The sequence below is a fragment of the Xanthomonas sp. GPE 39 genome, from assembly GCF_000963005.1.
Lineage (GTDB): Bacteria > Pseudomonadota > Gammaproteobacteria > Xanthomonadales > Xanthomonadaceae > Xanthomonas_A.
Map to the genome: position 1 here is coordinate 2,587,260 of NZ_JZHZ01000007.1, position 25,197 is coordinate 2,612,456.

At 64.7% G+C, this 25,197-nt stretch carries 26 protein-coding genes, 1 other RNA gene and 1 riboswitch; of the genes, 15 read left to right on the forward strand and 12 right to left on the reverse strand.

Translation table 11 applies throughout. From position 1 onward, the window contains the following. The first annotated feature begins 4 nt into the window (after window positions 1-4). The 8 genes from XALGPE39_RS10760 to XALGPE39_RS10790 all read left to right on the forward strand — a co-directional run bounded on the left by XALGPE39_RS10760 (window position 5) and on the right by XALGPE39_RS10790 (window position 4,542). A complete protein-coding gene (locus tag XALGPE39_RS10760) occupies window positions 5-226 on the forward strand; it encodes a TIGR02449 family protein (protein ID WP_045728175.1) in 222 nt (73 codons plus the stop codon). Continuing rightward, on the forward strand, window positions 223-516 hold the full coding sequence (locus tag XALGPE39_RS10765) for a cell division protein ZapA (protein ID WP_045728176.1): 294 nt from the start codon (window positions 223-225) through the stop codon (window positions 514-516). Before XALGPE39_RS10760 ends, XALGPE39_RS10765 begins: the two co-directional genes overlap by 4 nt. 94 nt (window positions 517-610) lie before the next feature. Continuing rightward, window positions 611-795, forward strand: a non-coding RNA gene (ssrS, locus tag XALGPE39_RS15255) — 6S RNA. A gap of 302 nt (window positions 796-1,097) precedes the next feature. Continuing rightward, window positions 1,098-1,691, forward strand: coding sequence for a 5-formyltetrahydrofolate cyclo-ligase (locus XALGPE39_RS10770; protein WP_045728177.1), 594 nt, complete (start codon window positions 1,098-1,100; stop codon window positions 1,689-1,691). Then, a complete protein-coding gene (locus XALGPE39_RS10775) occupies window positions 1,688-2,158 on the forward strand; it encodes an EVE domain-containing protein (RefSeq protein WP_045728178.1) in 471 nt (156 codons plus the stop codon). Before XALGPE39_RS10770 ends, XALGPE39_RS10775 begins: the two co-directional genes overlap by 4 nt. Before the next feature lie 62 nt (window positions 2,159-2,220). Next, on the forward strand, window positions 2,221-2,868 hold the full coding sequence (gene rpiA / locus XALGPE39_RS10780; RefSeq protein WP_045728179.1) for a ribose-5-phosphate isomerase RpiA: 648 nt from the start codon (window positions 2,221-2,223) through the stop codon (window positions 2,866-2,868). 283 nt (window positions 2,869-3,151) lie between these two features. Next, entirely contained in the window at window positions 3,152-3,601 is a 450-nt protein-coding gene (locus XALGPE39_RS10785) for a DUF192 domain-containing protein (RefSeq protein WP_045728180.1), read from the forward strand. A 95-nt stretch (window positions 3,602-3,696) separates the two neighbouring features. Continuing rightward, window positions 3,697-4,542, forward strand: coding sequence for a SirB1 family protein (locus XALGPE39_RS10790; RefSeq protein ID WP_045728181.1), 846 nt, complete (start codon window positions 3,697-3,699; stop codon window positions 4,540-4,542). Between the two features lie 230 nt (window positions 4,543-4,772). Here the strand turns inward: XALGPE39_RS10790 and XALGPE39_RS10795 are convergent, their stop codons facing one another. After that, window positions 4,773-4,964: a rubredoxin gene (locus XALGPE39_RS10795; protein ID WP_045728182.1), complete on the reverse strand. Its 192-nt coding sequence runs from the start codon at window positions 4,962-4,964 to the stop codon at window positions 4,773-4,775. A 77-nt stretch (window positions 4,965-5,041) separates the two neighbouring features. On the opposite strand from XALGPE39_RS10795, the gene thiE reads away from it, so the two are divergent. Together thiE and hemL are read left to right on the forward strand one after the other, a co-directional pair. Continuing rightward, the gene (gene thiE / locus XALGPE39_RS10800; RefSeq protein WP_045728183.1) at window positions 5,042-5,665 is read left to right on the forward strand and encodes a thiamine phosphate synthase; all 624 of its coding nucleotides are present in this window, start codon (window positions 5,042-5,044) and stop codon (window positions 5,663-5,665) included. Window positions 5,666-5,867: 202 nt separating this feature from the next. Further along, entirely contained in the window at window positions 5,868-7,178 is a 1,311-nt protein-coding gene (hemL, locus tag XALGPE39_RS10805) for a glutamate-1-semialdehyde 2,1-aminomutase (protein ID WP_045728184.1), read from the forward strand. Window positions 7,179-7,181: 3 nt separating this feature from the next. Here the strand turns inward: hemL and XALGPE39_RS10810 are convergent, their stop codons facing one another. The 3 genes from XALGPE39_RS10810 to XALGPE39_RS10820 all read right to left on the reverse strand — a co-directional run bounded on the left by XALGPE39_RS10810 (window position 7,182) and on the right by XALGPE39_RS10820 (window position 9,949). After that, window positions 7,182-8,414: an acetylornithine transaminase gene (locus XALGPE39_RS10810; RefSeq protein WP_045728185.1), complete on the reverse strand. Its 1,233-nt coding sequence runs from the start codon at window positions 8,412-8,414 to the stop codon at window positions 7,182-7,184. A gap of 87 nt (window positions 8,415-8,501) precedes the next feature. Next, window positions 8,502-8,924 carry a VOC family protein gene (locus tag XALGPE39_RS10815; protein WP_045728186.1) on the reverse strand — a complete coding sequence of 141 codons (423 nt, stop codon included), beginning with the start codon at window positions 8,922-8,924 and terminating at the stop codon, window positions 8,502-8,504. A gap of 368 nt (window positions 8,925-9,292) precedes the next feature. Continuing rightward, window positions 9,293-9,949, reverse strand: coding sequence for a serine/threonine-protein kinase (locus XALGPE39_RS10820; RefSeq protein ID WP_045728187.1), 657 nt, complete (start codon window positions 9,947-9,949; stop codon window positions 9,293-9,295). Window positions 9,950-9,997: 48 nt separating this feature from the next. Between XALGPE39_RS10820 and XALGPE39_RS10825 the strand changes: the two genes are divergently transcribed. Further along, complete coding sequence (locus tag XALGPE39_RS10825; RefSeq protein WP_045728188.1) at window positions 9,998-12,013, forward strand: bifunctional DedA family/phosphatase PAP2 family protein; 2,016 nt, start codon at window positions 9,998-10,000, stop codon at window positions 12,011-12,013. 103 nt (window positions 12,014-12,116) lie between these two features. Here the strand turns inward: XALGPE39_RS10825 and XALGPE39_RS10830 are convergent, their stop codons facing one another. From XALGPE39_RS10830 to XALGPE39_RS10845, 4 genes are all read right to left on the reverse strand, one after another. After that, complete coding sequence (locus XALGPE39_RS10830; RefSeq protein WP_235429793.1) at window positions 12,117-12,626, reverse strand: protease inhibitor I42 family protein; 510 nt, start codon at window positions 12,624-12,626, stop codon at window positions 12,117-12,119. Between the two features lie 233 nt (window positions 12,627-12,859). Next, window positions 12,860-13,441 (reverse strand): LON peptidase substrate-binding domain-containing protein, encoded by a 582-nt coding sequence (locus XALGPE39_RS10835; RefSeq protein ID WP_255352728.1) that lies wholly within the window; start codon window positions 13,439-13,441, stop codon window positions 12,860-12,862. A 28-nt stretch (window positions 13,442-13,469) separates the two neighbouring features. Continuing rightward, window positions 13,470-14,846: a UDP-N-acetylmuramate:L-alanyl-gamma-D-glutamyl-meso-diaminopimelate ligase gene (mpl, locus tag XALGPE39_RS10840; protein ID WP_045728190.1), complete on the reverse strand. Its 1,377-nt coding sequence runs from the start codon at window positions 14,844-14,846 to the stop codon at window positions 13,470-13,472. Between the two features lie 237 nt (window positions 14,847-15,083). Next, a complete protein-coding gene (locus XALGPE39_RS10845; RefSeq protein ID WP_045728191.1) occupies window positions 15,084-15,647 on the reverse strand; it encodes an adenylate kinase in 564 nt (187 codons plus the stop codon). A gap of 139 nt (window positions 15,648-15,786) precedes the next feature. Here XALGPE39_RS10845 and XALGPE39_RS10850 point away from each other — a divergent pair, with 139 nt between their 5' ends. Continuing rightward, entirely contained in the window at window positions 15,787-17,043 is a 1,257-nt protein-coding gene (locus tag XALGPE39_RS10850; RefSeq protein WP_045728192.1) for a 6-phosphofructokinase, read from the forward strand. A gap of 149 nt (window positions 17,044-17,192) precedes the next feature. Here the strand turns inward: XALGPE39_RS10850 and XALGPE39_RS10855 are convergent, their stop codons facing one another. Further along, a complete protein-coding gene (locus tag XALGPE39_RS10855) occupies window positions 17,193-17,690 on the reverse strand; it encodes a hypothetical protein (RefSeq protein WP_235429899.1) in 498 nt (165 codons plus the stop codon). A 259-nt stretch (window positions 17,691-17,949) separates the two neighbouring features. Between XALGPE39_RS10855 and XALGPE39_RS10860 the strand changes: the two genes are divergently transcribed. Further along, window positions 17,950-18,153 (forward strand): sodium/proton-translocating pyrophosphatase, encoded by a 204-nt coding sequence (locus XALGPE39_RS10860; protein WP_045728194.1) that lies wholly within the window; start codon window positions 17,950-17,952, stop codon window positions 18,151-18,153. Between the two features lie 39 nt (window positions 18,154-18,192). On the opposite strand, the gene XALGPE39_RS10865 is transcribed toward XALGPE39_RS10860, so the two are convergent. Then, window positions 18,193-18,696, reverse strand: coding sequence for a hypothetical protein (locus XALGPE39_RS10865; protein WP_045728195.1), 504 nt, complete (start codon window positions 18,694-18,696; stop codon window positions 18,193-18,195). Between the two features lie 199 nt (window positions 18,697-18,895). On the opposite strand from XALGPE39_RS10865, the gene ppa reads away from it, so the two are divergent. Together ppa and XALGPE39_RS10875 are read left to right on the forward strand one after the other, a co-directional pair. Continuing rightward, on the forward strand, window positions 18,896-19,429 hold the full coding sequence (gene ppa, locus XALGPE39_RS10870) for an inorganic diphosphatase (protein WP_045728196.1): 534 nt from the start codon (window positions 18,896-18,898) through the stop codon (window positions 19,427-19,429). 151 nt (window positions 19,430-19,580) lie between these two features. Then, window positions 19,581-20,702 carry an HDOD domain-containing protein gene (locus tag XALGPE39_RS10875; protein ID WP_235429901.1) on the forward strand — a complete coding sequence of 374 codons (1,122 nt, stop codon included), beginning with the start codon at window positions 19,581-19,583 and terminating at the stop codon, window positions 20,700-20,702. 117 nt (window positions 20,703-20,819) lie between these two features. On the opposite strand, the gene thiC is transcribed toward XALGPE39_RS10875, so the two are convergent. Both thiC and XALGPE39_RS10885 read right to left on the reverse strand, forming a co-directional pair. After that, the gene (gene thiC, locus XALGPE39_RS10880; RefSeq protein WP_045728198.1) at window positions 20,820-22,697 is read right to left on the reverse strand and encodes a phosphomethylpyrimidine synthase ThiC; all 1,878 of its coding nucleotides are present in this window, start codon (window positions 22,695-22,697) and stop codon (window positions 20,820-20,822) included. A gap of 111 nt (window positions 22,698-22,808) precedes the next feature. Next, window positions 22,809-22,911, reverse strand: a riboswitch (TPP riboswitch). Between the two features lie 215 nt (window positions 22,912-23,126). Continuing rightward, window positions 23,127-24,977, reverse strand: a complete 1,851-nt coding sequence (locus XALGPE39_RS10885) for a methyl-accepting chemotaxis protein (protein WP_045728199.1) — start codon at window positions 24,975-24,977, stop codon at window positions 23,127-23,129. Window positions 24,978-25,197: the final 220 nt, after the last annotated feature.

Here is a 25,197-nt window from a genome sequence, read left to right on the forward strand (position 1 = left end):
CGCCATGGACACACCCGATGTACTCGCCGAACTTCGCGCACTCGCCATGCGCGTGGAAACACTGGTGGAGCGTTGCCAGCGCCTGACCGACGAAAACCGCAGCCTGCGCCAACAGCAGGAGCAATTGATCGGCGAGCGTTCGCAACTGCTGACCAAGAACGAGCAGGCGCGCTCGCGCGTGGAAGCCATGATCGCCCGACTGAAATCGCTGGAGCAGCACACGTGAGCGAACCGGTCAGCATCCGTATCCTCGACCGCGAATACACCGTTGGCGTCGAGGCCCAAGAGCGCGACAGCCTGCTCGCTGCCGCGCGTGTGCTCGAAGCGAAGATGCGCGAGATACGCGGCAGCAACCGCATGGCGGCAGTGGACCGCGTCGCCGTCCTCGCCGCGCTGAATTTGGCACATGAACTCCAGCAGCTGAGCGACGAAAACGCCCAGCGCGAACACGAAATGACCCGCACGCTTGCCGATCTCAACCGGCGCCTGGATAGTGTGACCGATACGACGCGTTGATTCGGCCATCGCGGCTCGATCATGAAGGTAAATTGCAACGCACCGTGCGACAGACGGACGTGCCAAGCGCGGCGACAGCGTTATACTAGCCCCGCGTTCTCTGCTGTGAACGACAGCGTGTGCAAACATTCGCCTTGTCCCTTAATGACGACCACGGGGTGGCGACGGAATCGGGAGTGCAGGTCCGCCTCGTAGCGGGAAGCCCGAAGGTTCCCCAGCCATCCCACTTGAACCCCGGGTTCAAGGTCGTTTCGCACGCATCGTCACGGCGGAGAATGCAATTGTTCCAGGAACCGGCGCCGCAAGGCGCCGTTTCCTTTTCTGCCGGTGCCGCGCGCCCCTACCATCGCCATCTCCAGCTCGGCACGCTCCGCATCACCGACAACGCGGCACCGCTGCGATCCCGATCTCATCTGCGGCCCGCACTGCGGCCAACCGCGCCACCGCTCCTGGCCGCCGACCGAACTGGCCGCCCTTGCTGCTGAGGCGACCAAGCACCTCACCTCAACCCAACTGCCACGCTCTAGGCAGCGTCCGCGCCGGCCAGGACAATAGGAGCGTCTTTCACTGACGGCCCAGCCATGCCTGCCGACCCTCGCGAGCTCCTGCGTCAGCAACTGCGCGCGCGCCGCCGCGCGCTTCCCGCCGCGACGCGTCTCAGCGCCGCCGACGCACTGGCGCAACGCTTGCTCCAGCTACCGTTCGCACCGCAACACGGCTATGTCGCCGGCTACTGGGCGATGGACGGCGAGATCGCCCTGCATCGCTGGCAACTGTCGCTGCCAGACACGGTGCAGTACTGCCTGCCAGTCCTGCACGGCACGACCCTGCGCTTTGCGCCGTGGCGTCCGGGGCAGCCACTGGTCGCCAACCGCTATGGCATTCCAGAACCCGATCTCGATGCGGCAGCGATGCTCGCCCCCGAACAGATGGCGCTGGTGGTGACGCCATTGGTGGGTTTCGACCACGCCGGCCACCGTCTGGGCATGGGAGGCGGCTGGTATGATCGCAGCTTCGCATTCCGCCAACAGCAACCCCATCCGCCATGGCTGGTCGGTGCCGCCTTCGACACCCAACAGGTCGCTGCATTACCGGTCGCCGCCTGGGACGTGACGCTAGACGCCGTCTGTACTGAATCCCTCACTCTCACGACCGCGCCCACTTTGCCCGCATGACTGCACGCACCCGCTACTGGCTGATGAAATCCGAACCGGACGCCTTCTCGATTGACGACCTGCAGCGGGTCGGGACCGAACCCTGGAACGGCGTGCGCAACTACCAGGCGCGCAATTTCATGCGCGATAGCATGAACGTTGGCGACGGCATCCTGTTTTACCACTCCAACTGCAAGGTGCCAGGCATCGTCGGCGTTGCCAGAGTGGCCAGCGATCCCTACCCAGACGCGACCCAGTTCGATCCTTCCTCCGACTACCACGATCCCAAAGCCACACCGGAGCAGCCGCGCTGGTATCTGGTGGACGTGGCGTTCGAGCGCAAGCTCACGCGCACGATCACCCTGGAGGAGATCAAATCGCACGCCGATGTGCTCGGCGATGGTTTCCCACTGGTCGCGCGCGGCAATCGCCTGTCGGTCTTCCCGGTCAGCGCCGCGCAGTGGGCCCTGCTGCTGTCGCTGGAGTAACCACCCGCACAGCACGTCCCCTGCCCCACGCCCCCCCCTAATCCCGCCCACGGAATCCCCCCATGTCCGAAGCAAAACGCCTTGCCGCCGAGAAAGCCATCGAGTACGTCGAGGACGGCATGATCGTCGGTGTCGGCACCGGCTCCACCGTCGCTTACTTCATCGATGCGCTCGGCCGCATCGGCCACCGCCTCAAGGGCGCGGTCTCCAGCTCCGAACACAGCACCGCACGCCTGCGCCAGCACGGCATCGAGGTGCTGGAACTGAACCACACCGGCACCCTGTCGCTGTACGTGGATGGCGCCGACGAATGCGATCCGAACAAATGCCTGATTAAAGGCGGCGGCGCCGCACTGACCCGCGAAAAAATCATCGCCGAGGCGAGTGAGCGCTTTGTCTGTATCGTCGACCCCAGCAAGCAGGTGCAGACCCTGGGCGCATTCCCGCTGCCAATCGAAGTGATCCCGATGGCACGCAGCCTAGTTGCCCGTGAAATCCTCGCGCGCAGCGGCGGCCAGCCGGTCTGGCGCGATGGCGTGGTCACCGACAACGGCAACGTGATACTCGATGTGCATCACCTCTCGATCACCGACCCGCTCACGCTGGAGCGCGAGTTGAATCAAATCCCCGGTGTGGTCTGCGTCGGCCTGTTTGCGCGCCGCCGCGCCGATGTGGTGATCGTCGGCGGCGAGCCGCCACGGGTGTTTTGATTCGGGATTCGGCGATGTTTTCCGGTGCCGCATCGTGCTCGACCGATTCGGCCATCGGATCGTCTCCATCGGTGACCATCGCGATGTGGTTGTCGGCGCGGTTTACGCCGCGACGCTTTGCATGCCTTGCCGCTCGCGCATCGCGAGCAAGATCACTCCTACAGAAACAAAAGTGTCCGCAGCCGCAGCACAAGCGCCACGCAAGGAATTCCGTCAGAGGCTTGACTCCCCGCGCACGATGCAACAAGGTGCGCGCTCTCCTTCTCGCATTTATTGCAACGCCATGTCCCTGTCCCGAGCCCTTAGCGTTCTTTTCCTTGTTGCACTGAGCAGCTGTGCCAGCGCTGGCGATCACTGGGTGGAACTGGGCGGACACCGCTATCAGGTCGAGTTGGCGCAGGACGACGCTACACGCGCACGCGGGCTGATGTTTCGTGACAAGTTGGAGGCCGACCACGGCATGCTGTTCATCCACGAACACGAAGAACCCCAAGCCTACTGGATGAAAAACACCAAGATCCCGCTGGACATCCTCTACTTCGACACCCAGCGCAAGCTGGTGGCGCAGCAGCGCAATGTGCCACCGTGCTCGGCGGGTAACGGCTGCCCACCGTATCCGAGCAATGCGCCGGCGCGCTACGTGCTCGAACTGAACGCCGGTCAGGCCGAGCAACTCAAATTGCAAAACGGTGCCGAACTGCACTTCGACCCGAGCATTCCGCAGGCCCATTGACTCCACAGCGGGCCGCCATCACGGCGCTGAATCCGACATCGCTGTCAGGAAATGCCGGACTTGATCGGGCCACGTTTTGCCGCCAGTCTTCGATCATGGCCGACGCACTGACATTGCCAAGCTGGAACACCCTGTCCACCCTGGACGACGATGCGCTGCCATTGCTGGCAACCGCACTGCTGATCGCACGCGACGAATATCCGGAACTGGATGCGGCCCACTACGACACGCTGGCGCAAAACCATGCCGACCATCTGCGGCACGAGGTCGCGCTGATCGAACCATGGCCGCTGAAAATGGCGGCGATCAATCGCCATCTGTTCGAAGAGCTTGGCTATAGCGGCAATCACGACGAATACTACGACCCGCGCAACAGTTACATGAACCAGGTGTTCGAGCGCCGCCTGGGCAACCCGATCTCGCTGGCGCTGGTGCAGATGGAAGTGGCCCGGCGCCTGGGCATCCCGCTGGATGGCGTGTCCTTCCCTGGACATTTCCTGGTCCGCTTGCCGGTGGACGATGGTCTGCTGGTCATGGACCCGTTTAACGGCGGCCGCCCACTGGCGGTGGAAGAACTCCGCGAACGCGTGCGACCACACCTGGGCGGGGAAAACCCGGACGACCGGGCGCTACTGCAGATACTGAATCCGGCTCCGCACCGCGCGATCCTCACCCGGGTGCTGCGCAACCTTCACGGCGTCTATGCCGAACGCAAGGAATGGGACCGTGCCGCACGCAGCGCCGACCGGGTACTCAAGCTGATGCCCGACCAATCGGACGCCCTGCGTGATCGGGGCCTGGCCTATCTGCAACTGGACTATGTGCTCGGCGCCCGCCACGACCTGAGCCGCTATCTGCAGCTAAATCCGGAAGCGCACGACGCCTTGACGATCCGCGAATACCTGGTGGAACTCAGCGCACGCGCACAACGGATGCATTGAGGCGCGATGGATTGACCTACACCGCTGGGTCACTGCAATCGAGCCATGGCTTAAAAAGGGTTGCCCGGTCGAGAAATAGCTACCCAGCGCTGCAGGCATCCGGGCGCTGCGCGATTGCAGGGAAGGCAACAGTGACAGCCTAGCGAAGAGTGAAGCCGCGCAGCAAAAACCGCGCGAGCGACATCTCAACGAAGCCGCGCACCGGCGGAAAACATCCAATCCCCACCAAATTACTCAATCGTCACCATCTCGAAATCGTCCTTGGTGACGCCGCAATCGGGGCAGGTCCAGGTGTCGGGCACATCTTCCCAGCGAGTCCCCGGCGCGATGCCTTCCTCCGGCAAACCGTCGGCTTCGTTGTAAATGAAGCCGCAGACGACGCACATCCAGGCGCGGTAGATGGTGGTAGTGGTATCGCTCATTGGATAATCGCAGGTCTACGGCAGGGGAAAGCGCCATTGTCCCATCGCCGCCGACGTATCGAAAGGCTTGCACCTGCATGAGCACATCCACCACGCCTCGCGGCGTGTACCTCATTACCCCGGACGAGACCGATGGCACACGCCTGCTGGAACGGGTGGCACCATTGCTGGAACAGGGCGTGACCTGGCTGCAATACCGCAACAAGCGCGCCGATGCGGCGCAGCGTCTGGCCCAGGCCAGCGCGTTACAGGCCATGTGCCTGCGGGCCGGGGTGCCATTGATCATCAACGACGAGGTGATGCTGGCACAGACAGTCGGCGCCGCTGGCGTGCATCTGGGCGAGGACGACGGCGACCTGGGACGCGCCCGCGCCATGCTCGGACCACACGCGCTGATCGGCGCGTCTTGCTACGACGACCTACAGCGCGCCCACGCCGCCGCCGCAGCAGGCGCCAGCTATGTCGCGTTCGGCGCGTTCTTTCCCAGCCGCAGCAAGGTCGCCACACGCCGCGCCGATCCTGGCCTGCTGCGCGACGCCGCATCGCTGCGACTGCCACGCGTGGCGATCGGCGGCCTGACCCCCCACAACGCCCGGCCCATCGTCGACGCCGGCGCCGATCTGCTGGCGGTCATCAGTGGCGTGTTCGATGCCGCCGATCCGCAGGCCGCACTGGCGGCCTATCGCGCCTGTTTCGCCTGATGCGCTGGCGGGGCCGGCATGGTGTCTACGCGCAGGCTCCATGCCCCGACTCACCCCCGATATCCACGCCACGTCCGCCGCCTACATGGCATGAGAACAGCACGTCCGCCACCAATGCGCATGGCGACTCACCACCACAGCCGCGACAATCACCGCACATGCGCCATGCGCACGCCCGCTCAGCCCGCCGAGGATGTCCCCCATGCAGCACACCCGCTCACACGCCCTGTTCGCACAAGCGCAATCGCTGATCCCCGGCGGAGTCAATTCGCCGGTGCGCGCCTTCAAATCGGTCGGCGGCGAACCGTTCTTCGTGCAGCGCGCCGACGGCCCATATCTGTACGACGTGGACGGTCACCGTTACATCGACTACGTCGGCTCGTGGGGGCCGATGATCGCCGGCCACAACCACCCGGCGGTGCGCGAGGCGGTGCAGCGCGCAATTGCCGACGGGCTATCGTTCGGCGCGCCATGCCCGGCCGAGGTGACGATGGCGCAGACCATCACCCGGCTGGTGCCTTCGTGCGAGATGGTGCGCATGGTCAACTCCGGCACCGAAGCCACGCTATCGGCCGTGCGTCTGGCGCGCGGCGCGACCGGGCGCAGCCGCATCGTCAAATTCGAAGGCTGCTATCACGGCCACGGCGATTCGTTTCTGGTCAAGGCCGGCAGCGGCATGCTGACTCTGGGCGTGCCGACCTCCCCTGGCGTGCCGGCAGCGCTGAGCGAACTCACCGCCACACTGGCCTACAACGACGTCGAGGGCGCTAACGCGCTGTTCGCGCAGATGGGCGATGAGATCGCCGCCGTCATCATCGAGCCGGTGGTCGGCAACGCCAACTGCATCCCGCCGCGCGCCGGCTACCTGCAGCATCTGCGCGCACTGTGCACCCAGCATGGCGCATTGCTGATTTTCGACGAAGTGATGACCGGCTTCCGCGTCGCCCTCGGCGGCGCGCAGGCGCACTATGGCGTGGTGCCGGACCTGACCACCTTCGGCAAGATCATCGGCGGTGGCATGCCCGTGGGCGCCTATGGCGGACGCGCCGCGCTGATGCGACAAATCGCGCCATCTGGCCCGATCTATCAGGCCGGTACGCTGAGCGGCAATCCGGCGGCAATGGCCGCCGGCCTGGCACTGCTGGAGTTGATCCAGGCACCGGGCTTCCACCAACGTCTGGAGGCGAGCACCACGGCGTTGTGCGCTGGGCTCGAACAAGCCGCCGCCGCCGCTGGCGTGGCCGTCACCACCAATCAAGTCGGTGGGATGTTCGGCCTGTTCTTCACCAGCGAGAAGGTGGAGACCTACGCACAGGCCACCGCCTGCGACACCGCCGCGTTCAACCGCTTCTTCCACGCGATGCTCGCACGCGGTGTGTTCCTGGCGCCTTCGGCATACGAAGCCGGATTCGTCTCCAGCGCCCACGACGACGCCGTATTGGCGGCGACGCTGCAAGCAGCACGCGAGGCGTTTGCGGAGGTCGCTGCGGCTGACCAAGCCCGAAGCGAATAACGCTCAGCGCGTGGCGAGGTAATCGTGCAAAGCGCCGCGCAGACGCGTCAGGCCGGCGCTCAGTTCGGCATCGCTGAGGTTCAACGCCGGCACGAAGCGCAACACATCCGGACCGGCTTGCAGGATCAGCACGCCATGCGCGGCGGCATGATCGAGGATCGCGCCCGCCTGACCCGCATGCACCGAGGTCAGCACCGCGCCCAGCATCAGGCCACGGCCGCGCACCTGGGAAAACAGCGCGAAATCGTCGTTGAGCGCAGCCAATCCCTCACGCAACGCCGCCGACTGCTTGACCACATTGGCCGCGATCGACGCCGATGCCAGCTTGCGCAGCGCCACCCGCGCCACTGCGGCCGCCAACGGATTACCGCCAAACGTGGTGCCATGCGCGCCGAACTGCATGGCCTCGGCCACCTTTGGCCCGGCCAGCATCGCCCCAATCGGGAAGCCACCGCCCAGCGCCTTGGCTAAGGTCACGATGTCCGGCACCACCTCGTCTTGCCAATGCGCGAACAAGGTGCCGGTGCGGCCCATGCCACATTGGATTTCGTCCAGAACCAGCAAAGCGTCATGACGATCGCACAGCGCACGCACCTGTGCCAGGAAACCTGGCGCGGCTGGCATCACCCCGCCCTCGCCCTGCACCGGCTCCAGCATGACCGCAGCCACATCGCCGGTGGCCATCGCCGTTTCCAATTGCGCGATATCGTTGAAGTCGACGTAACGGAAGCCGCCAGGCAACGGTTCGTAGCCTTCCTGATATTTAGGCTGCGCGGTCGCGGTGACCGCCGCCAGCGTCCGGCCGTGAAAGCTGCCGCGAAAGGTCACGATGACCCGCTGCTGCGGCGCGCGCCCCTGGTTGGCGGCACACTTGCGCACCAGCTTGATCGCCGCCTCATTGGCCTCGGCGCCGGAATTGCACAGGTACACCTTGTGTGCGAACCGCGATGACTCAACCAACTCCTCGGCCAGACGCAACGGTGGCTCACTGTAGAACACATTGCTGGTGTGCCACAGCTTGCCCGCCTGCTCCAGCAGCGCCGCATGCAGATCCGGATCGTTGTGACCGAGCCCGCACACGGCAATGCCGGCGGCCAGATCGATGTAGTCGCGCCCCTCGCTATCCCACAAGATGGAGCCCTGGCCACGCTCCAGCACCAAGTGGCGCTGGCGATAGATCGGCAGGCAATAGCGCTGGGCGAGGGCGATCAGCTGCGCGGCGGCAGAAGCGGTCATCGAAGCAATCCAGCAGGGAAAAGCCAATTATAAAGAAAAGACCACCGCGACCGCCTGCGTTCAGCGCTGTGCAAGACGCAAAGCGGTTCACCATACCCCGGTGTTGGGCATCGACGCCCACGGCTCGGCCGGAGCCAGTGCCTCGCCCTTTTGCAGCAGCTCGATCGAGATCAGGTCGGGGCTGCGCACAAAGGCCATGCGTCCGTCGCGCGGCGGACGATTGATGGTCACGCCCTGCGCCTGCAGGTGCGCACAGATGGCGTAGATGTCATCGACCTCAAACGCCAGATGACCGAAATTACGCGCGCTACCGTAGTCCTCGTCCGAGCCCCAGTTGTAGGTCAGCTCGACTTCGGCATCGGGGTTTTCCGGCGCGCCGAAATACACCAGGGTGAACTTACCCGCCGCGTTCTCGATGCGACGGGTCTCGTACAGGCCCAGGCCTTTGGTAAAGAACGCGCTGGTCTTTTCCAGATCGTGGACGCGGATCATGGCATGCAGGTATTTCATCGCGACACTCCAGTGAATGGGGAAAACGGCTGAGCGCCTGCGTACTCGCCACGCAGCAGCGCTACCCTACGCCGATGTACAGGGTAGCGCCGACATCGAGCAAGCAGGTCGATGCCGGCGCGGCTTGCCACCGGAACAACCGATGCTGCCGCAACGACGGCAAGCGCCAGCGGCGCCCCTGTGTGCCGCTTCGACCGGCACGGCGGCGGGGTAGATGGCGCTCGCACTCATACGCGTGGAAGCAACACTTCGCACGCTTTTAGAAGCACAAGCTGATGCAGATGCCCAACGGAGGAGGCAACGATGCAACCGACGCCGCGCCTGTCCTGCATCGCCAGCAATGCGCGAGACGCATCGCCCGCAACGACTCACGGTTTCGGCCCCTGGCCTTCGTTGTCCTCCCAGTGCAGCACGCGCCGGGTCACGAAACGGTACACCCGCTTGCCACTGGCAAACCACAGCGTGCGCACCCAGGAATGGCGCTTGAGCAGACGCCGTTCCACTGGCGTCAGCGCATGCGCGCAATACATGCGCTTGTGCTTGAGCAGATGGCGCAGATCCTCGCGTGCCAGCAAGCGCATCCAGCGCGAACGTGGCGCCCCACGCACCGCCAGTTGGAAATCGATCAACGCCGGACGACCGTCTTCCAGCACCAGCCAATTCGCTTCCTTGGCCAGGTCGTTGTGCGCCACCCCGCGCCGGTGTACTTGCTGCAACAGACGCCGGGCATTGCGGAAATACGCCAGGTCCCCGCGCGGCGGCCGCTGGTACATCGCCGCGCCGGCCAGATAGCTGCGGTCCAGGAAGGTGCCGTCCCAACCGCGCAATTGCGGAGTGGCCGCCATGCCCGCTAACTGCAGCAATGCGCAGGCTTCGCGCCGCGCCAACCACCATGCCGGCAGGCGCAACCACCACGGCGAGGCGCTCAGATCGCGGCGCACGAAGCGCGCATCGCCTTCGCCCAGCAACAGGATGCGCCCGAAGCTGTCGGACTTGAGGATCTGAACGGAATCGGCTGAAGGCATCGTCCCAGTTTACGCGGAACACTATCCAGACCCGCCTATACTTCGCGGATGAATGTCTCATGGACCGATGCCACGCTGGCGTGGATCGCAGCACACCCTATGCTGGCCGGCGTGGTCATCTTCGCGATCGCGCTCTGCGATGCGGTCATCATCCTCGGCACGGTGGTGCCGGCGCTGCCGCTGCTGTTCGCGATCGGCGTCTTGATCGGCCTGGGCAAGATTTCCGGTCCATATGCAGTCCTCAGCGCAGCGCTCGGCGCACTGATCGGCGACGCGTTCAGCTATTGGGTCGGATACCGCTGGGGCCACCGGCTGCGCAGCTACTGGCCATTCAAACGCTATCCGCAGTGGCTGGACCGTGGCGAGGCAATGTTCCGCCGCAATGCGTTCAAAAGCATTTTGGTCGCCCGCTACGTAGGCGCGATCCGGCCATTCGTACCCGCGGTGGCAGGCATGTCGAAGATGCCGCTACGGCGCTACCTGCCGGCCAGCAGTGTGGCGGCGGTGACCTGGGCACTGCTGTTCCTCGGGCCGGGCTGGCTACTCGGCCAGGCTTACGAGGCGGTGGCGGCGGTGGCCGGGCGCCTGTTCCTGGTTCTGGGCCTGCTGGCGTTGGCGTTGGCGCTGGCCTGGACCATCGTGCTGTACGGCTACCGTTGGTCGGCCGGGCACATGGATGCGCTGTTGGCGCGCGCACTGGACTGGTCACATCGGCATCCCGTGCTCGGTCGCTATTCGGTCGCCGTGTTCGACCCGCAACGGCGCGAGTCCGTGCCGTTGGCGATGCTGGCGACGATGTTGCTGGCGCTGGGGTGGGGCTGGTTCGCACTGCTGATGCTGGTGATCGCGCACGACGCGCCGCTGCGCCTGGACCTGGCCGTGCACGAGCTGATGCTGGCGCTGCGCAATCCATTGGCGGATGCGCCGATGACCGCGCTGGCCTCGCTCGGCAACTGGCAGGTATTGGCACCGGCCACCGCACTCGGCTTGGGCTATCTGGCTTGGCGCCGACGCTGGATGGCCGCGGCACACTGGCTGGCGGCGCTGGCGTTTGGCCTGGCCTTGACCAAACTGCTCGGCAGCACCGTTCAAGTGGTGCACCCACCAACCGCCAGCAGCGGTTTCGGCTTCCCATCGGTCGCCGTGACCATGGCCACGATCGACTTCGGCTTCTTCGCGGTACTGATCGCACGCGAACTCCCCGGGCGCTCCAGGGTTTGGCCGTATCTACTGTCCGGCGCGGTGGTCACGCTGATCGGCTTCGCCCACCTCTACCTGGGTGCGCACTGGCTCAGCGACGTCGTCGGCGGCATGCTGTTCGGCATCTTTTGGCTGTTGGTATTGGGCATCGCCTACCGCCGTCGCCTCGACCGCAGATTCTGGATAACACCGCTGGCCTGGCTGTTCTACGGTGGATTCGTGATCGCCGCGCTGTACTACGCCCCCCGAGACCTGGAACGCAAACTAGCCAAGTTCGAACCGGCGCCACCACCGCTGGTGCAGATCGCGAGCTCGGCGTGGTGGCGGCACGACTGGCAGCAACTGCCACCGCGTCGCAACGCATTCGACGACAACCAACGCTGGCCGCTGAACTTACAACTGGCAGGATCGCTGGCACCATTGCAACATCAACTCGCTGCCGCTGGTTGGCGAGTGCAAGCACAGGCCGGCTGGCGACAAGCCCTGCAACTGCTCGACGACACGGCCACCCCGGCACAGGTGCCGGTATTGCCAGCGACCCTGAATAGCCGAGTGGAATCGCTGCTGATGCTGCGCCCTGGCAAGCGCCCAGACGAGCTATACGCGCTACGGCTGTGGCCAGCAGCCGCACGCCTGCAGCCAGGCAACCTGCCGCTGTGGCTCGGCAGTGCGCAGCGTCTGCACTACGAACGCCATTTCAACTTGATCGGGATGTGGCGACCGCTACCGGACACCGAGCCGGCACTGGACGCAGTCACCGACGCACTGCACGCACTGCCTACACGCAAGGAAGTGCAGCACTCGTCGAAGGTGCAGGTGCTACTGATTAGAGGCGACGACGAGGTACAGACGCCATCGCACTGAATCTCGCTTCGCACAACCACACCGACCGTCGCAGCAACCACGCACAAGGCATGGCGAACGCCACGCGACCTCAGCGACGGCCCCAGGCCTGCGCAGTGTCTGACTACTTCACCTCAAGCCTGATCGATCTCGAATCCGAAGCCTGCGCTTCCCTGGGCCGTGCGTAGATCAGCTCGACGACACCATTGCCACGCTCAATCGCTTTGAAGGTGAAGGTGACACTCCCAGCGCACCCCACCTGCCCCGCGCCACAAGAGCCAGTCGGGTGGTGAGACACGTCCAGCAGCGACAGCGGCCTCGGCAGGGTGCGTAACGCCCATGACATGCCGGTCGACTGATTCTCTGGAAGCTCGATCGCGACCAACTGACCACGCTTGAGCGGAAATCCCTTCATGGCGTCCGCCAGGCAGGTCTTGGCTGCCGGCTGGTCAACGTTGCCGGTCACCTGGACGATGGAGCCATCCGAACATACACCCGTGCCAGGAGCGACAGCGCCTGCGGCCATGGCCGGAAGACTCAGGCAACCGCTGGCAGAAAGGATTAAAATTAGTAAAGAGCGTGTCATACGAAGTCCTCGATGATGGATGAAAACGCGATGCAGGCGTCCGATCATCCGGTGCGCTGGGCCAGTGTCGGCCACCGCTGCGATACGGAAGGACGCAGCCAATCATCACCCACACAGACCAGCCCAAGGTTGAACGCGGGAGCGCGGCGCAACCGAACTATGCCGTCGCCCGCCGACCTTCGTGCGCATGGCACGCGGCGCATGGCTAGCTTATGTGCCGCCCTGAGAATTACTGGGGCCAAACACAGCGCGAAAATCGGCACGCCGCCATGCATCGCTACTCACGGAATCCAGGCTAGCAATTGCTCCAGCCGCACATGCGGATCGTCTTGCTGCAACAGCGACAGGCGTTGCCGTTCGTCGAGGGGCAACAGTTCGGCCAGACGCCAGCCGACCCAGGCGGCCTGATCGAGCAGGCGCGGCCCGGGCACCGGATACACCGCAGCCGCCTGGTCCAACAAACTCTCCAGCAGCGTCGCCAGCAACGCATGCTGTGGACGCAGTTCGTCGTCGTGATCCGGTTCGCACCACGTTATATCGCCCATCACCAGGCCGTTGTCGCGGGTCCAGTGACGCGCTACATGAAAGCGCCGCGCGCCGCGCAGACTCAACAGCAGCACGCCATCGGGGCCGACATCGAAATCGACGATCCGCGCCTCGGTGCCGAACTCAGCCGGTAACGCTGCGGCACCAGTCTCACTGCCATGGAGGATCAAGCACACACCGAAACCACTGTCTTGACGGCCACACTCGCGGACCAAGTCGAGATAACGCGGCTCGAATACGCGCAGCTTCATCCAGGCGCCCGGTAGCAGCGCCTTATGCAGCATGAACAGCGGCAGTGTCGCTCGCTCCGCGCTCACTCGCACACTCCGCTGCGTTCAAGCAGGATCATTGAAGCGCCGACAAAAAGCGCCGTGGCGCGCCGTCGAAACCACCGTTAGACATGAACACCACATGGTCGCCCGCGCGTGCCTGCGCCTGCAGGGTAACCAGCAACGCGTCCACGTCGGCGGCGACGCACGCCTGACCGCGCACTGCGGCGATCACCTTGGCAGCGTCCCAGGCCAGCTCTGGACGCTGCAAGAACACCACCGCATCGGCCACCTCCAACGACGGCGCCAGCGCGTCGGCATGCGCGCCCAAGCGCATCGAATTACTGCGCGGCTCCATCGCCACCACGATACGCGCCGCACCGACCCTGGCACGCAATCCTTCCAGAGTGGTGCGGATCGCGGTGGGATGATGGGCGAAATCGTCGTACACGGTGATGCCCTGCGCCTGACCAAGCACTTCCAGCCGCCGCTTGACACTACGAAAACGCGCCAACGCGGGTATTACCTGCGCAGGAGCCACACCAACCGCATGCGCCGCCGCCAAAGCCGCCAGCGCGTTCATCACGTTGTGGCGACCGAGCAAAGACCATTCGACCACGCCCAATTGCTGGCCTGCATGCAGCACCGCAAAACGGCTGCCATCGGCGGCAAGTAGACGCGCGCTCCAATCGAATTCCGGATCCAAGCCAAAGCGCTCCACTGGCGTCCAGCAGCCCATCGCCAGCACCTCGCGCAGATGCGCGTCCTCGCCGTTGACGATCAGACGGCCACGGCGCGGCACCGTGCGCACCAGGTGGTGGAACTGACGCTGGATCGCGGCGACATCGGGAAAGATATCGGCGTGATCGTATTCAAGGTTGTTGAGGATCGCCACCAGCGGCCGGTAGTGCACAAACTTGCTGCGCTTGTCGAAGAAGGCGGTGTCGTATTCGTCGGCCTCGACCACGAACAACGGCCGCTGCGGGTCAGCGACGCGGCCGCCCAGGCGCGCCGACACGCCGAAATCCTCGGCCACTCCGCCGATCAGGAACCCCGGCTCGCGACCGGCCGCCTGCAGTAACCAGGTCAGGATACTGGTGGTGGTGGTCTTGCCATGGGTGCCCGCCACTGCCAGCGTGTCGCGCCCGGGCAAGACCTGCTCGCTCAACCACTGCGCCCCGGACATGTAAGCGCGTCCGGCATCAAGCACCGCCTCCACGGCGGGGTTGCCGCGCGAGAGCGCATTACCGACGATCACCTGCGCGCAATCGGCATCGATGTGCTCGGGCAGGTAGCCCTGCTTCAAGGCGATGCCCAATTGCTCCAACTGCGTGGACATCGGCGGATAGATCGCCTGGTCGCTGCCCTCGACCACATGGCCGAGCTCCCGCGCAAGCGCGGCGACACCGCCCATGAACGTACCGGCGATGCCGAGAATATGGATCTTGCTCATGGGCCGATTGTCGCCGATCCCCCGACCCACGCAAACTGGCAAATCGTCTGAGGCGGGGACGACTGCACAGTGGCAGCATGCGGATGCGCCATGCACAAGCGAACAGGCTCAGCAGGCGCTCGCATTATCCAGCCGCACTGCACCGGACCCGATACAACGATCTAGCGCAGCAGCAGCGCGCGAGGTTGCCGGCGGACGCGCATCGAGCGCATCCGCAGACGTCACTGCGCTGGTGCCTCAGCGGCCGATCGCGGCCAGAATGCGGGCCAGGACCTCGTCCAGCGAGCCCACGCCATCCACGCGCGCAAGCGTGCCGCGCTTATCGTAGAAGCCGATCACCGGCGCCGTCGAATCGTTGTACACCTGCAATCGTTTGCGCACCGACGCGGGATTATCGTCCTCGCGGCCCTCGGCCTTGGCGCGGCCAGCGATGCGTTCCACCAGCAGATCGGTGGCGACGTCCAACTGCACCACCGCGCCCAGCGGTTGGCCGAGTCTGCCCAGCAATTCATCCAGCGCGCCCGCCTGGGCCAGATTGCGCGGATAACCATCGAGGATGAAGCCGTTGCGCACATCCTCACGACTCAGCCGCGATGCCAGCATGCCCAGCAGAATATCGTCGGAGACCAGGTCGCCGCGCGCCATGACTTCTTTGGCTTGCACGCCCAGCGGCGTGCCGGCGGCCACTTCCGCGCGCAGCAGATCACCGGTGGAAATGTGCGGAATCTGCAGTGTGTCCTTCAGGCGGGCCGCCTGCGTGCCCTTGCCCGATCCGGGCGGTCCCAATAGAACCAATCGCATCAACCTGACTCCTCAAGGAAATTACCGTGCATGACCAGCAGCGTTAGACTCGCAGGCCAACGCTGCGCCGCAAGCCTCCCAGCTTACCGCATCCGGGCAATGTCCCGACAATGTCCCCACCCAGGAGCGACCCTCGACCATGGCCCAAGGCACCCTGCTCTACGCCCAATCCGGCGGCGTCACTGCCGTCATCAACGCCAGCGCCGCCGCCGTGATCGGCGAGGCGCGGGTGCGCAAGGTCAAGGTACTGGCCGCGCGCAACGGCATTCTCGGCGCACTGCGCGAAGACCTGATCGACACCTCCAAGGAATCGGCGGCGGCGATCCGCGCGTTGGCACACACCCCGGGCGGCGCCTTCGGCTCGTGCCGCTACAAGCTCAAATCGCTGGAAGCCGATCAGGCCAAGTACGCGCGCCTGCTGCAGGTGCTGCAGGCACACGATGTCCGCTACTTCCTGTACAACGGCGGCAACGATTCGGCCGATACCGCGTGGAAGGTCGCGCAACTGGCACAGGCCTTCGGCTATCGCCTGCATTGCATCGGGGTGCCCAAGACCATCGACAACGACTTGGCGCTAACCGACACCTGCCCCGGTTTCGGCTCGGCGGCCAAATACACTGCGGTGGCGGTACGCGAAGCCGCGCTGGACGTTGCCGCCATGGCGGCAACATCGACCAAAGTTTTTGTCTACGAGGCCATGGGCCGGCACGCCGGCTGGCTCGCCGCCGCCGCTGGGCTGGCCGCGCAGTCGCCGGAGGATGCGCCGCAGATCATCCTGTTCCCCGAGCGTGCCTACGACGAAGCGGCCTTCCTGGCACAGGTGCGCAAGGTGGTAGACCAGGTGGGTTGGTGCGTGGTGGTCGCCAGCGAAGGCATTCGAACCGCAGACGGGCGCTTCGTCGCCGATGCGGGCGGCGGTACCGACGCGTTCGGGCACAGCCAGCTCGGCGGCGTGGCGGCGTACCTGGCCGGCAAGGTCAAGGCCGAACTCGGCTACAAGGTGCACTGGGCCCTGCCCGACTACCTGCAACGCTCGGCGCGGCATATCGCCTCGCGCACCGATTGGGAGCAGGCGCAAGCGGTTGGCAAGGCGGCCGTGCAATTCGCCCTGCAAGGCATGAACGCGGTGATGCCGGTGATCGTGCGCAGCAGCCAGACGCCTTACCGCTGGAAGATCGAGGCCGCGCCGCTACGCAAGATCGCCAATCATGAGAAGAAAATGCCGGCCTCGTTCCTGCGCAAGGACGGTTTCGGCATCACCGAGAAAGCGCGCCGCTATCTACAGCCGCTGATCCATGGCGAGGCGTCACTGCCCTATGGCAACGATGGCATGCCCAAGTACGTGACACTGAAGAACGTGGCGGTGAAGAAAAAACTACCGCTCTGGGAAGGATGACGCCAAGTGCGATGCCATCGGGCACGCACAGACGAACCATCTACCATCCATAGGCTGACGAGGCCAGCTCACCAGAAGTGCCGCCCAGCGCAGACGGCATCTGCTGGAGCAAGACGTCGGCGCAGAGCACCTGCATCAAACCAACCCACTCAGTGGCATGCACTGCCTTCCAGGGTCATTTGCGCGGTGAACTCCGGTATCTGCGCAATTTTGCCGGCGTCGGCCTGCTGCTTGGCCTCTTGCAGGTAGATCCGCGACTGGCCCTGGCCATCGCGCTCGGTGTTCAGCGCGACCGGCTTGCGCCAGACCCGCACCACCGCCTGCTGCGTGGGACAAGCCGCGCTGGGGACGCGGATCAGATCGTTGAACTTCCAGCCGGTCGCTTCGCTGGGCTTGGCCTGGTCGAACTCCACCAGCTTGGCGCGCGGCTGGCAGGTGGGGCTGCTGGGCACTGCCGAAAAGCGATACGGCTGTGCGGCATCGCCGGTGTATTGGCCTTCGAAACGCACACAGGCCTCGGGAATCTGCCGGATCGTGTGCACTACGCCTACGGCTTGCGGCGCGCCGACGGAGCGCTGCAATTCCGGAGTGGGGTCGGCAGCGAGCGCACTCAGCGGCGCCAATAGGCACAGGCTCAAGGCCAGCATCGATCCGCATGTGCGCAGGGAAAGCATGGATTGCATCGAATTGTTCCTCGGAAGCGATGCGCCACGCTGCCATGCGCCAACTGAACCCAATGCCAAAATGCCACGTCCCGGCGGGTCGCTGGCGGCCTAGCGGGGCCGGGCGCATACTCGGGACGCTCAGGCCAGGCCGGGATGATCAGCCGTACCAGCGGCACCTTACGACTGCGGAATCGTGACATCTTGACGCTCCTGCGGTGCGTTCCCACAGCATATCCCGCGCTTGGGCGTCATCCACATCCTCATACAAGGTGCCGGGAAACCGCAGTACAACCGCGCGGTGGACATGCTGACCCGTTCGGCGATCCGCGAGAGGATGCGGCGCGACACTGTCCGCGCCCCGTACAAGGACACCGCCGGCCCCGCGATCAACCCGCTGATCAAGATCATCAACATCGGCTCACTGCTGCTGGTACCACTGTTGTAGAAGGACTCGCCATGATCGGCCGCAGCCAACATGTGTCGGTTATGGCGACAGGCAGTCCATCAAACCATCGTTGATGCTGCGCTGCTGATGCGGCAACGGCGCCAGCAACGGCCGCTGGCCTGCCAGCGCCTTGTACAACGCCGCCAGACGGGTCTGCGACGGCAGGGGCGTGGTGCATTGCCACAGCCGCGCATCGACCAGCACCCGACCGGTGTCCGGGTCGATGCTGGCCTCGCTGGCGCCGAAGGTCCACACGCATTGCCCGATCACCCCATCGTGCTGACGCACCGAGCAGCGGTAGCGCAACGGCCGGTAGGCGCTGTAATCGCCCGCGCAAAAAGTGTCACCGCACAACCGCTCGAAATCGTGGGCCAATCGCTGCTCTAGATCAGCGAATGCCTCCCCGCCCTCGCCCGGGCCGGGATAGTCCATCGCCTCCACGTAAACCGGTCGCACCTGTGCCGCATTGCAAGCCCGCGCACCAGCACAGACCAGCACCGGCACCGCCAGCAGCAGCCCTAACAAATACCGAACCGCGTTCATCGCCTTGTTCCGAGTAAGGACGGGACAGACAGCGTGCCGACCGCACTGCGCTAGCACCATCGGACTATCCCGCATCGGCTCGGGGCCGCAATCCGAACAGGGTGTGGGAATCTCCCCAGGCCCAGGGACTCTGCATTGCAACAATCAAGCGACTAGAATGCGGGTCCTTTTCAAGAAGCCACTCTACTGGAGCTCACCCATGGGTCTGGAACTGGTCAACTCCGGCAAAAACCTGCCGGAAGAAATCAACGTCGTCATCGAAATCCCTAAGGATTCGGAGCCGGTCAAGTACGAAGTGGACAAGGCCAGCGGCGCCATCTTCGTCGACCGTATCCTGTCCACGCCGATGCGCTATCCGTGCAACTACGGCTACGTCCCCAACACCCTGTGCGGCGACGGCGACCCGGCCGACGTGCTGGTGGTACTGCCGTTACCGCTGGTGCCCGGCTGCGTGGTGCGCTGCCGCCCGGTCGGCGTGCTGAGGATGAGCGACGAGGCCGGCAGCGACGAGAAACTCCTGGCTGTGCCGGTGGCCAAAGTATTCCAGGGCTATGCCCATATCGAGGACATCTCTCAGGTATCGGGCCACTGGATGGAACGCATCGGCCACTTCTTCGAGCACTACAAAGACCTGGAAAAAGGCAAGTGGGTCAAGCTGGATGGCTGGGGCAACGCCGCGGAAGCCAAGGATATCCTGCGCGCTGCCGTCGCTCGCTTCGACGCCAACGCCTAAGCAGAGGTCGCGGCTGGATCGTCAGGTTCCGCCGCGACCAATGCCATTTCACGTTTTGCCATCGCCGACAAAGAAGTGCCGGAGAGTTTGGAGTAAATTAGGCAACGGAATGATCGCACCGGTCGGGGACGATCCGGTTTTTTCGGGGTAAATTCACTTGCGCATCCTATTCGTCGGCGACGAAGCGAGCCTTCCGGCTGAAATCACGGAATACCTGCGCGATCTTGACGAGGGTTGGCAAGTGCAGAGCGCGGCGGACGGCAATACCGCCATCGCGGTGGCCGCCACCGTGCAATTTGACGCGGTGATCGCCGCGCCGACGCTACCGGACCTGACCACCGCCACCCTGCTCGGCCAGATCCGCACGCTGAGCCCGGAAACCATCCGCATCGCGCTGATTGAAGCCGAACAGAACAATCGCGCGCCGCCAGCCCGGATCATCGGCGTGGCGCACCGCTTCCTGCCACTGCCGCTATCGCCGGAGCTGCTGCTGGAGGCGATCACCAACCTCGAAGAGCTGCGAGAGCTGCTCGGCAATAAGCGACTACGCACCAGCATTGGCCGTATCGATAAGCTGCCGGCACCTCCACATCTGTACCTGAGCCTGATGAGCGCACTGGAACAGGACGAAGGCAGCGATGCCGCCGTTCTCTCCAAGTTGGTCTCGGGCGATCCCGCCATCGCGGCCAAGGTCCTGCAATTATGCAATTCGGCCTTCTTCTCCAACGGCCGCACCATCTCCGATCTGCGCACTGCCGTTACTCGGCTGGGTATCGCCACCCTGCGCGATTTGGTACTGGCCAGCGAGGTATTCTCGGTACAGACGCTCTCCAACGCTGATCGCAACGCGCTGCAACAACGCTCGCTGCTGGCATCCAAATTGGCGTCGAAGATGCTGCCGGCATCCAGCGCCGAACTCGGCTCGACTGCGGCATTGCTGGCCGACATCGGCATGCTGCTGCCGGGCATCCGAGATGAGTACAAACCACTCGTAGATGCGGACGACATGCGTCCAGGCCATACCGAGGCGGGCGCCTACCTGCTAGGTCTGTGGGGCCTGCCGATGCCAATCATCGAAGCGGTGGCGTTCCACCGCCAGCCACAGCGCTCCAGTACTCGCAGCTTCTGGATCACCGGCGCGGTCCACGTGGCGATGGCGCTGGCCAGCGGCACGGAGGTAGACGAGGACTACCTCGCCAAGACCGGCGTCCTCAATAAGCTACCGAGCTGGCAGGAGCATGCGGAAAACCTGATGGGAATGGACTCGGCATAACACCCCGGCAGTCGTGGATCGCACCACGCACGCCAACGCATCAGCGGCTCGCCATCGACACCGGTCTGGTCGGACACGCCGACCAGACCTCACTGCCCGCCGCGCGCCCGTCGCGCGCTACTCGGCCTGGTATACCTGTGCCCCGGCGGCACGGAACTGCGCTGACTTTTCCTCCATGCCCGCCTGCAGCGCCGCCTGCGCATCGACGCCATGTTCGGCGGCGTAATCGCGCACATCCTGGGTGATCTTCATCGAGCAGAAATGTGGCCCGCACATCGAGCAAAAATGCGCCAGCTTGTGCGCGTCCTTGGGCAATGTCTCATCGTGGAATTCACGCGCCTTCTCCGGATCCAGCCCAAGGTGGAACTGATCGTCCCAGCGGAACTCGAAGCGCGCCTTGGACAAGGCGTTATCGCGCACCTGCGCACCGGGATGCCCCTTGGCGAGATCGGCGGCATGCGCGGCGATCTTGTAGGCCATGATGCCATCGCGCACGTCCTGACGATTGGGCAAGCCGAGGTGTTCCTTCGGCGTGACATAGCACAGCATCGCCGTGCCGAACCAACCGATCATCGCCGCGCCGATCGCGGAGGTGATGTGGTCGTAACCGGGCGCGATATCGGTAGTCAACGGACCCAGCGTGTAGAACGGCGCTTCGCCGCATTCGCGCAACTGCTTGTCCATGTTCTGCTTAATCAACTGCATCGGCACATGGCCGGGGCCTTCGATCATGGTCTGCACGTCGTGCTTCCAGGCGATTTTTGTCAGTTCGCCCAACGTCTCTAGTTCGCCGAATTGCGCTGCATCGTTGGCGTCGGCGATACATCCCGGACGCAGACCGTCGCCGAGCGAGAATGCCACGTCGTAGGCTTTCATGATGTCGCAGATTTCCTCGAAGTGGGTATAGAGGAAATTCTCGCGATGATGCGCCAGACACCATTTGGCCATGATCGAACCGCCACGCGAAACGATGCCAGTGACGCGCTTGGCGGTCAGCGGCACGTAGCGCAACAACACACCCGCATGAATGGTGAAATAATCGACACCCTGTTCGGCCTGTTCGATCAACGTATCGCGGAAGATCTCCCAGGTCAGTTCCTCGGCGCGGCCATCGACTTTCTCCAGCGCCTGATAGATTGGCACCGTGCCGATCGGCACCGGCGAATTGCGCACGATCCACTCGCGGGTCTCGTGGATGTGCTTGCCAGTGGACAGGTCCATCACCGTGTCCCCGCCCCAGCGGATCGCCCAGACCAACTTTTCCACTTCCTCGGCGATGCCGGAGCTGACCGCGCTGTTGCCGATGTTGGCATTGATCTTGGTCAGGAAGTTGCGACCGATAATCATCGGCTCACTTTCCGGATGGTTGATATTGCACGGCAAAATGGCGCGACCGCGGGCGATTTCGTCACGCACGAACTCGGGGGTGATGACCGCAGGAATACCCGCACCGAATGCCTCGCCGGGATGTTGCACACGCAGTTGCGCATCGCGCACCGATTCCAGCCGCTGGTTCTCGCGGATCGCGACGAACTCCATCTCGGGAGTGACGATGCCGCGCCGCGCGTAGTGCATCTGGGTGACGTTGGCACCACCCAGCGCCCGCCGTGGCAGATGCCGCGCGGGGAAGCGCACGGCCTGCAGGCGGGCGTCACCCTCGCGCTCGCGACCGAAGTGGGAACTGAGCCCGGCCAGGGCAACGGTATCGCCGCGCTCGGCGATCCAGCCAGCGCGCAGCGGCGCCAGACCCACGCCGAGGTCGATTCGCGCCTGCGGGTCGGTGTAGGGACCGGAGGTGTCGTAGACGGTCACCGGTGCGTTCTCCTCGCCGCCGAACACGGTCGGGGTGCGGGTCAGTACGATCTCGCGCATCGGCACCTGTAGGTCCGCACGCGAACCCTGTACGAAAATCTTGTGCGAACCGGGGATGGGGCGGGTGACTGCGGCGGACAGGGTATCGGTCTGCTGCTGCAGCGGATTGGGCATGGCGTTCATCGGCATTCGTCCTGGTTCGGGTGACCCGCGACGGGCGCGGAACGGGCGCGAGCGAACTCGCATCTGGGACGAAGCGGCGGCGCGGGTCCATTGGCAACGGGATGAGGCCGACAGCGGACTTGCGAAGCTTCCCTACGCCGGTCTCAACCGGATCAGGTTCGAAGGGACTGTCTCAACCGCAGCCTCTGGGCCAACGGTACCCCCACTTCTGACGCTATTAGACCCGTTTCCGGCGCGAGCGCCAACCGGCCTCATGTCGAGAGCCTGCACACAGGCAACCTTTTGTGTCAGCACTGACACATACGGTGGGTCGGCGACAAACTCCGACCACCTGGCCGATCTAACCTCGCCACACAAGCATTGGAAGTCTCTCTCCTTGCCGCCAGCACCCCTGGCGGCATTTTTTTCGCCGCCACCCGGCACACAGGCTCACTCCAGCGCGTAGGCCACGCGCAGCCCGCCCCAATGGCGTCCACGCGCATAAACCGGCACCGACAAGTCGAACAGGATCTGCCCGGTATCGCGCCGATACACCTGCAACAGATACGGCTCGGTATGACGACCGACAGTGCGGCCAACGCGGTCGGTGAAGATACGCTTGGTCCGGTTACCGACCAGATCGCGGGCGCGGTCGCCACTGAGCGGTTGGCTGAAACGCAGGTTGTGCGTTGGCACATAGCCATCCACGTTGGCACAGATCGCGAACACGATCCAAGGATGCGCGGCCAACAGCGGCTCCTGCAACGGCGGCAGCAACTCGTCGCATAACGCATCGAAAGCAGTGTTGTACTTTGCGGGATCTACCCCCTTGATCGGGGTGTAATCGGTAGAAAACAGCGCCTCTTCGGCGATACGGCCACGCGCGAGCGCAGCCTCGAATGCCTGACCGATGCGCGCGGCGGCCGCTGTGGCCAGCTCGCGCACGCGCGCATGGCGCGGCTGCCGCATCGGATCCTCCGGCAGGCGAAATAGATTCACGCAGTCGTACAACGTGGCGCTACTGGTCGCCAGCGCCTCACTGCGCTGAACCACGCTTGCAGCATGCTCCAGGTTGCTGCGGCTGAGTCCGACCAGGTGTTCGACCGCACGATCGATGCCACCGATCTCCCCACTTTGCGCAGCGACGCGGCTTGCCACCGCCTCCATCGCTGCGCTGGCACGGCCGAGCAACTCACCGATACCACCAAGCACTTGCTCGGTGCGTTGCGCCGAAACCGCACTGTCCTGCAAGGCGGTGCCGGTCTCGCCGATGATGACGCGCACATCGCGCGCGGCGTTGGCGGCACGCTCGGCGAGCTGCCGGATCTCGGTTGCGACCACGGCAAAACCGCGTCCAGCCGGACCGGCGTGCACCGCCTCGATGCTGGCGTTGATCGACAAGATATTGGTCTGGAATGCGACCGAATCGATCACTTGGATGACTTCGTTGGCGCGTGCAGAGCGCCGCGCCACCTCTTGCATCGCCTGAGCCAAGGTACGCGCCGCCTCCACGCCCTGCCGCGCGCTATCGTCCGCACTGGCCGCCACCGCGATCACCGTGCGCAGCTCCTGGTCCATCTCGCGCAGGCCCTGCAACAGCCGGCGCGTCGTGGACACCACCGTCTGCAGCGCATCCAACTGTGTCTGCGACTGCCGCGCCAGTTCGTCGTTCTCGGCGACCACGTGCGGCACATCGGCCGCGATCTGCAGCGACAATGCCACCGCCTGGCGAATCGCCTCCGCCAGGTTTCCAAAGCCGGCAGACAAACGCCGGGCCAGGATGTCCTGAGCCTCGGGCTCGGACAACGGCGTGGATAGCCCAAGATCCAGGTCGCAGCCGGTCAGGTGCTCGCCGACACGTTCCAGCAGCGCCTGCGCTGCGTCCCCCTCCTGAACGTGCTGCGCGACCGCCTGCAACGCCGGGCTGATCGCGCCTTGGGCCTTCCCAGCGCCGAGCAAGGCGACATCGCGCAGCAACGCGGCGGTCTCCGGATGCGGCAACGACAACAACCAGCCCTGTCCATCGCGATCGCACTGGTAGCGCACACGCCGCGACGGATCGTTGCCGGGCGCCAACCAACTGCCTTCAGAGCCGACCAACGCCGCAAGCGGCAGCCCCCAGACCACCTCGCTGGACGCACCGAGCAACGTATCGGCCGGGATCCCCAGCAGATCCAGCGCAGCGCGATTGGCGGCGCTGACGCATCCGTCCGGGTCCAGCCGTAGCAGGGCGATCGGAGCATCTGGCAAACCGGCAGGCGGCAAGGCACCGGCATCCGGACTGCGTGAGAACAAGGCCATCGTCGTCTCCCTCGGCGCTACCGCCGATTTTAGCGACTTTCACACCGACGCCGCAGCGGCGGCGGCTGCAATCGGGATTGACGTCATAGCCGCGGTGACAATCAGGTACAGCCACAAGCGCGGCACATCGCCTGCCCGTCGCGATCGCGCGGACCGACTGTTTCCGCGCAATCGACGCGCTCCGCATCGCGTGCGCACTCCGTTTCATGCGCAACCATGC

Bases quoted from the DNA above. Each gene is read 5' to 3' on its own strand.
- XALGPE39_RS10790 (WP_045728181.1), top strand. From the start codon at position 3,697: ATGGCCGACGCACTGACATTGCCAAGCTGGAACACCCTGTCCACCCTG.
- XALGPE39_RS10820 (WP_045728187.1), bottom strand. From the start codon at position 9,949: ATGCCTTCAGCCGATTCCGTTCAGATCCTCAAGTCCGACAGCTTCGGG.
- XALGPE39_RS10855 (WP_235429899.1), bottom strand. From the start codon at position 17,690: ATGCTGGCCTTGAGCCTGTGCCTATTGGCGCCGCTGAGTGCGCTCGCT.
- ppa (WP_045728196.1), top strand. From the start codon at position 18,896: ATGGGTCTGGAACTGGTCAACTCCGGCAAAAACCTGCCGGAAGAAATC.
- thiC (WP_045728198.1), bottom strand. From the start codon at position 22,697: ATGAACGCCATGCCCAATCCGCTGCAGCAGCAGACCGATACCCTGTCC.
- rpiA (WP_045728179.1), top strand. From the start codon at position 2,221: ATGTCCGAAGCAAAACGCCTTGCCGCCGAGAAAGCCATCGAGTACGTC.
- XALGPE39_RS10830 (WP_235429793.1), bottom strand. From the start codon at position 12,626: ATGATCGGACGCCTGCATCGCGTTTTCATCCATCATCGAGGACTTCGT.
- XALGPE39_RS10785 (WP_045728180.1), top strand. From the start codon at position 3,152: ATGTCCCTGTCCCGAGCCCTTAGCGTTCTTTTCCTTGTTGCACTGAGC.
- hemL (WP_045728184.1), top strand. From the start codon at position 5,868: ATGCAGCACACCCGCTCACACGCCCTGTTCGCACAAGCGCAATCGCTG.
- XALGPE39_RS10885 (WP_045728199.1), bottom strand. From the start codon at position 24,977: ATGGCCTTGTTCTCACGCAGTCCGGATGCCGGTGCCTTGCCGCCTGCC.
- XALGPE39_RS10760 (WP_045728175.1), top strand. From the start codon at position 5: ATGGACACACCCGATGTACTCGCCGAACTTCGCGCACTCGCCATGCGC.
- thiE (WP_045728183.1), top strand. From the start codon at position 5,042: ATGAGCACATCCACCACGCCTCGCGGCGTGTACCTCATTACCCCGGAC.
- XALGPE39_RS10810 (WP_045728185.1), bottom strand. From the start codon at position 8,414: ATGACCGCTTCTGCCGCCGCGCAGCTGATCGCCCTCGCCCAGCGCTAT.
- XALGPE39_RS10825 (WP_045728188.1), top strand. From the start codon at position 9,998: ATGAATGTCTCATGGACCGATGCCACGCTGGCGTGGATCGCAGCACAC.
- XALGPE39_RS10795 (WP_045728182.1), bottom strand. From the start codon at position 4,964: ATGAGCGATACCACTACCACCATCTACCGCGCCTGGATGTGCGTCGTC.
- XALGPE39_RS10845 (WP_045728191.1), bottom strand. From the start codon at position 15,647: ATGCGATTGGTTCTATTGGGACCGCCCGGATCGGGCAAGGGCACGCAG.
- XALGPE39_RS10770 (WP_045728177.1), top strand. From the start codon at position 1,098: ATGCCTGCCGACCCTCGCGAGCTCCTGCGTCAGCAACTGCGCGCGCGC.
- XALGPE39_RS10865 (WP_045728195.1), bottom strand. From the start codon at position 18,696: ATGAACGCGGTTCGGTATTTGTTAGGGCTGCTGCTGGCGGTGCCGGTG.
- XALGPE39_RS10850 (WP_045728192.1), top strand. From the start codon at position 15,787: ATGGCCCAAGGCACCCTGCTCTACGCCCAATCCGGCGGCGTCACTGCC.
- XALGPE39_RS10815 (WP_045728186.1), bottom strand. From the start codon at position 8,924: ATGAAATACCTGCATGCCATGATCCGCGTCCACGATCTGGAAAAGACC.
- XALGPE39_RS10775 (WP_045728178.1), top strand. From the start codon at position 1,688: ATGACTGCACGCACCCGCTACTGGCTGATGAAATCCGAACCGGACGCC.
- mpl (WP_045728190.1), bottom strand. From the start codon at position 14,846: ATGAGCAAGATCCATATTCTCGGCATCGCCGGTACGTTCATGGGCGGT.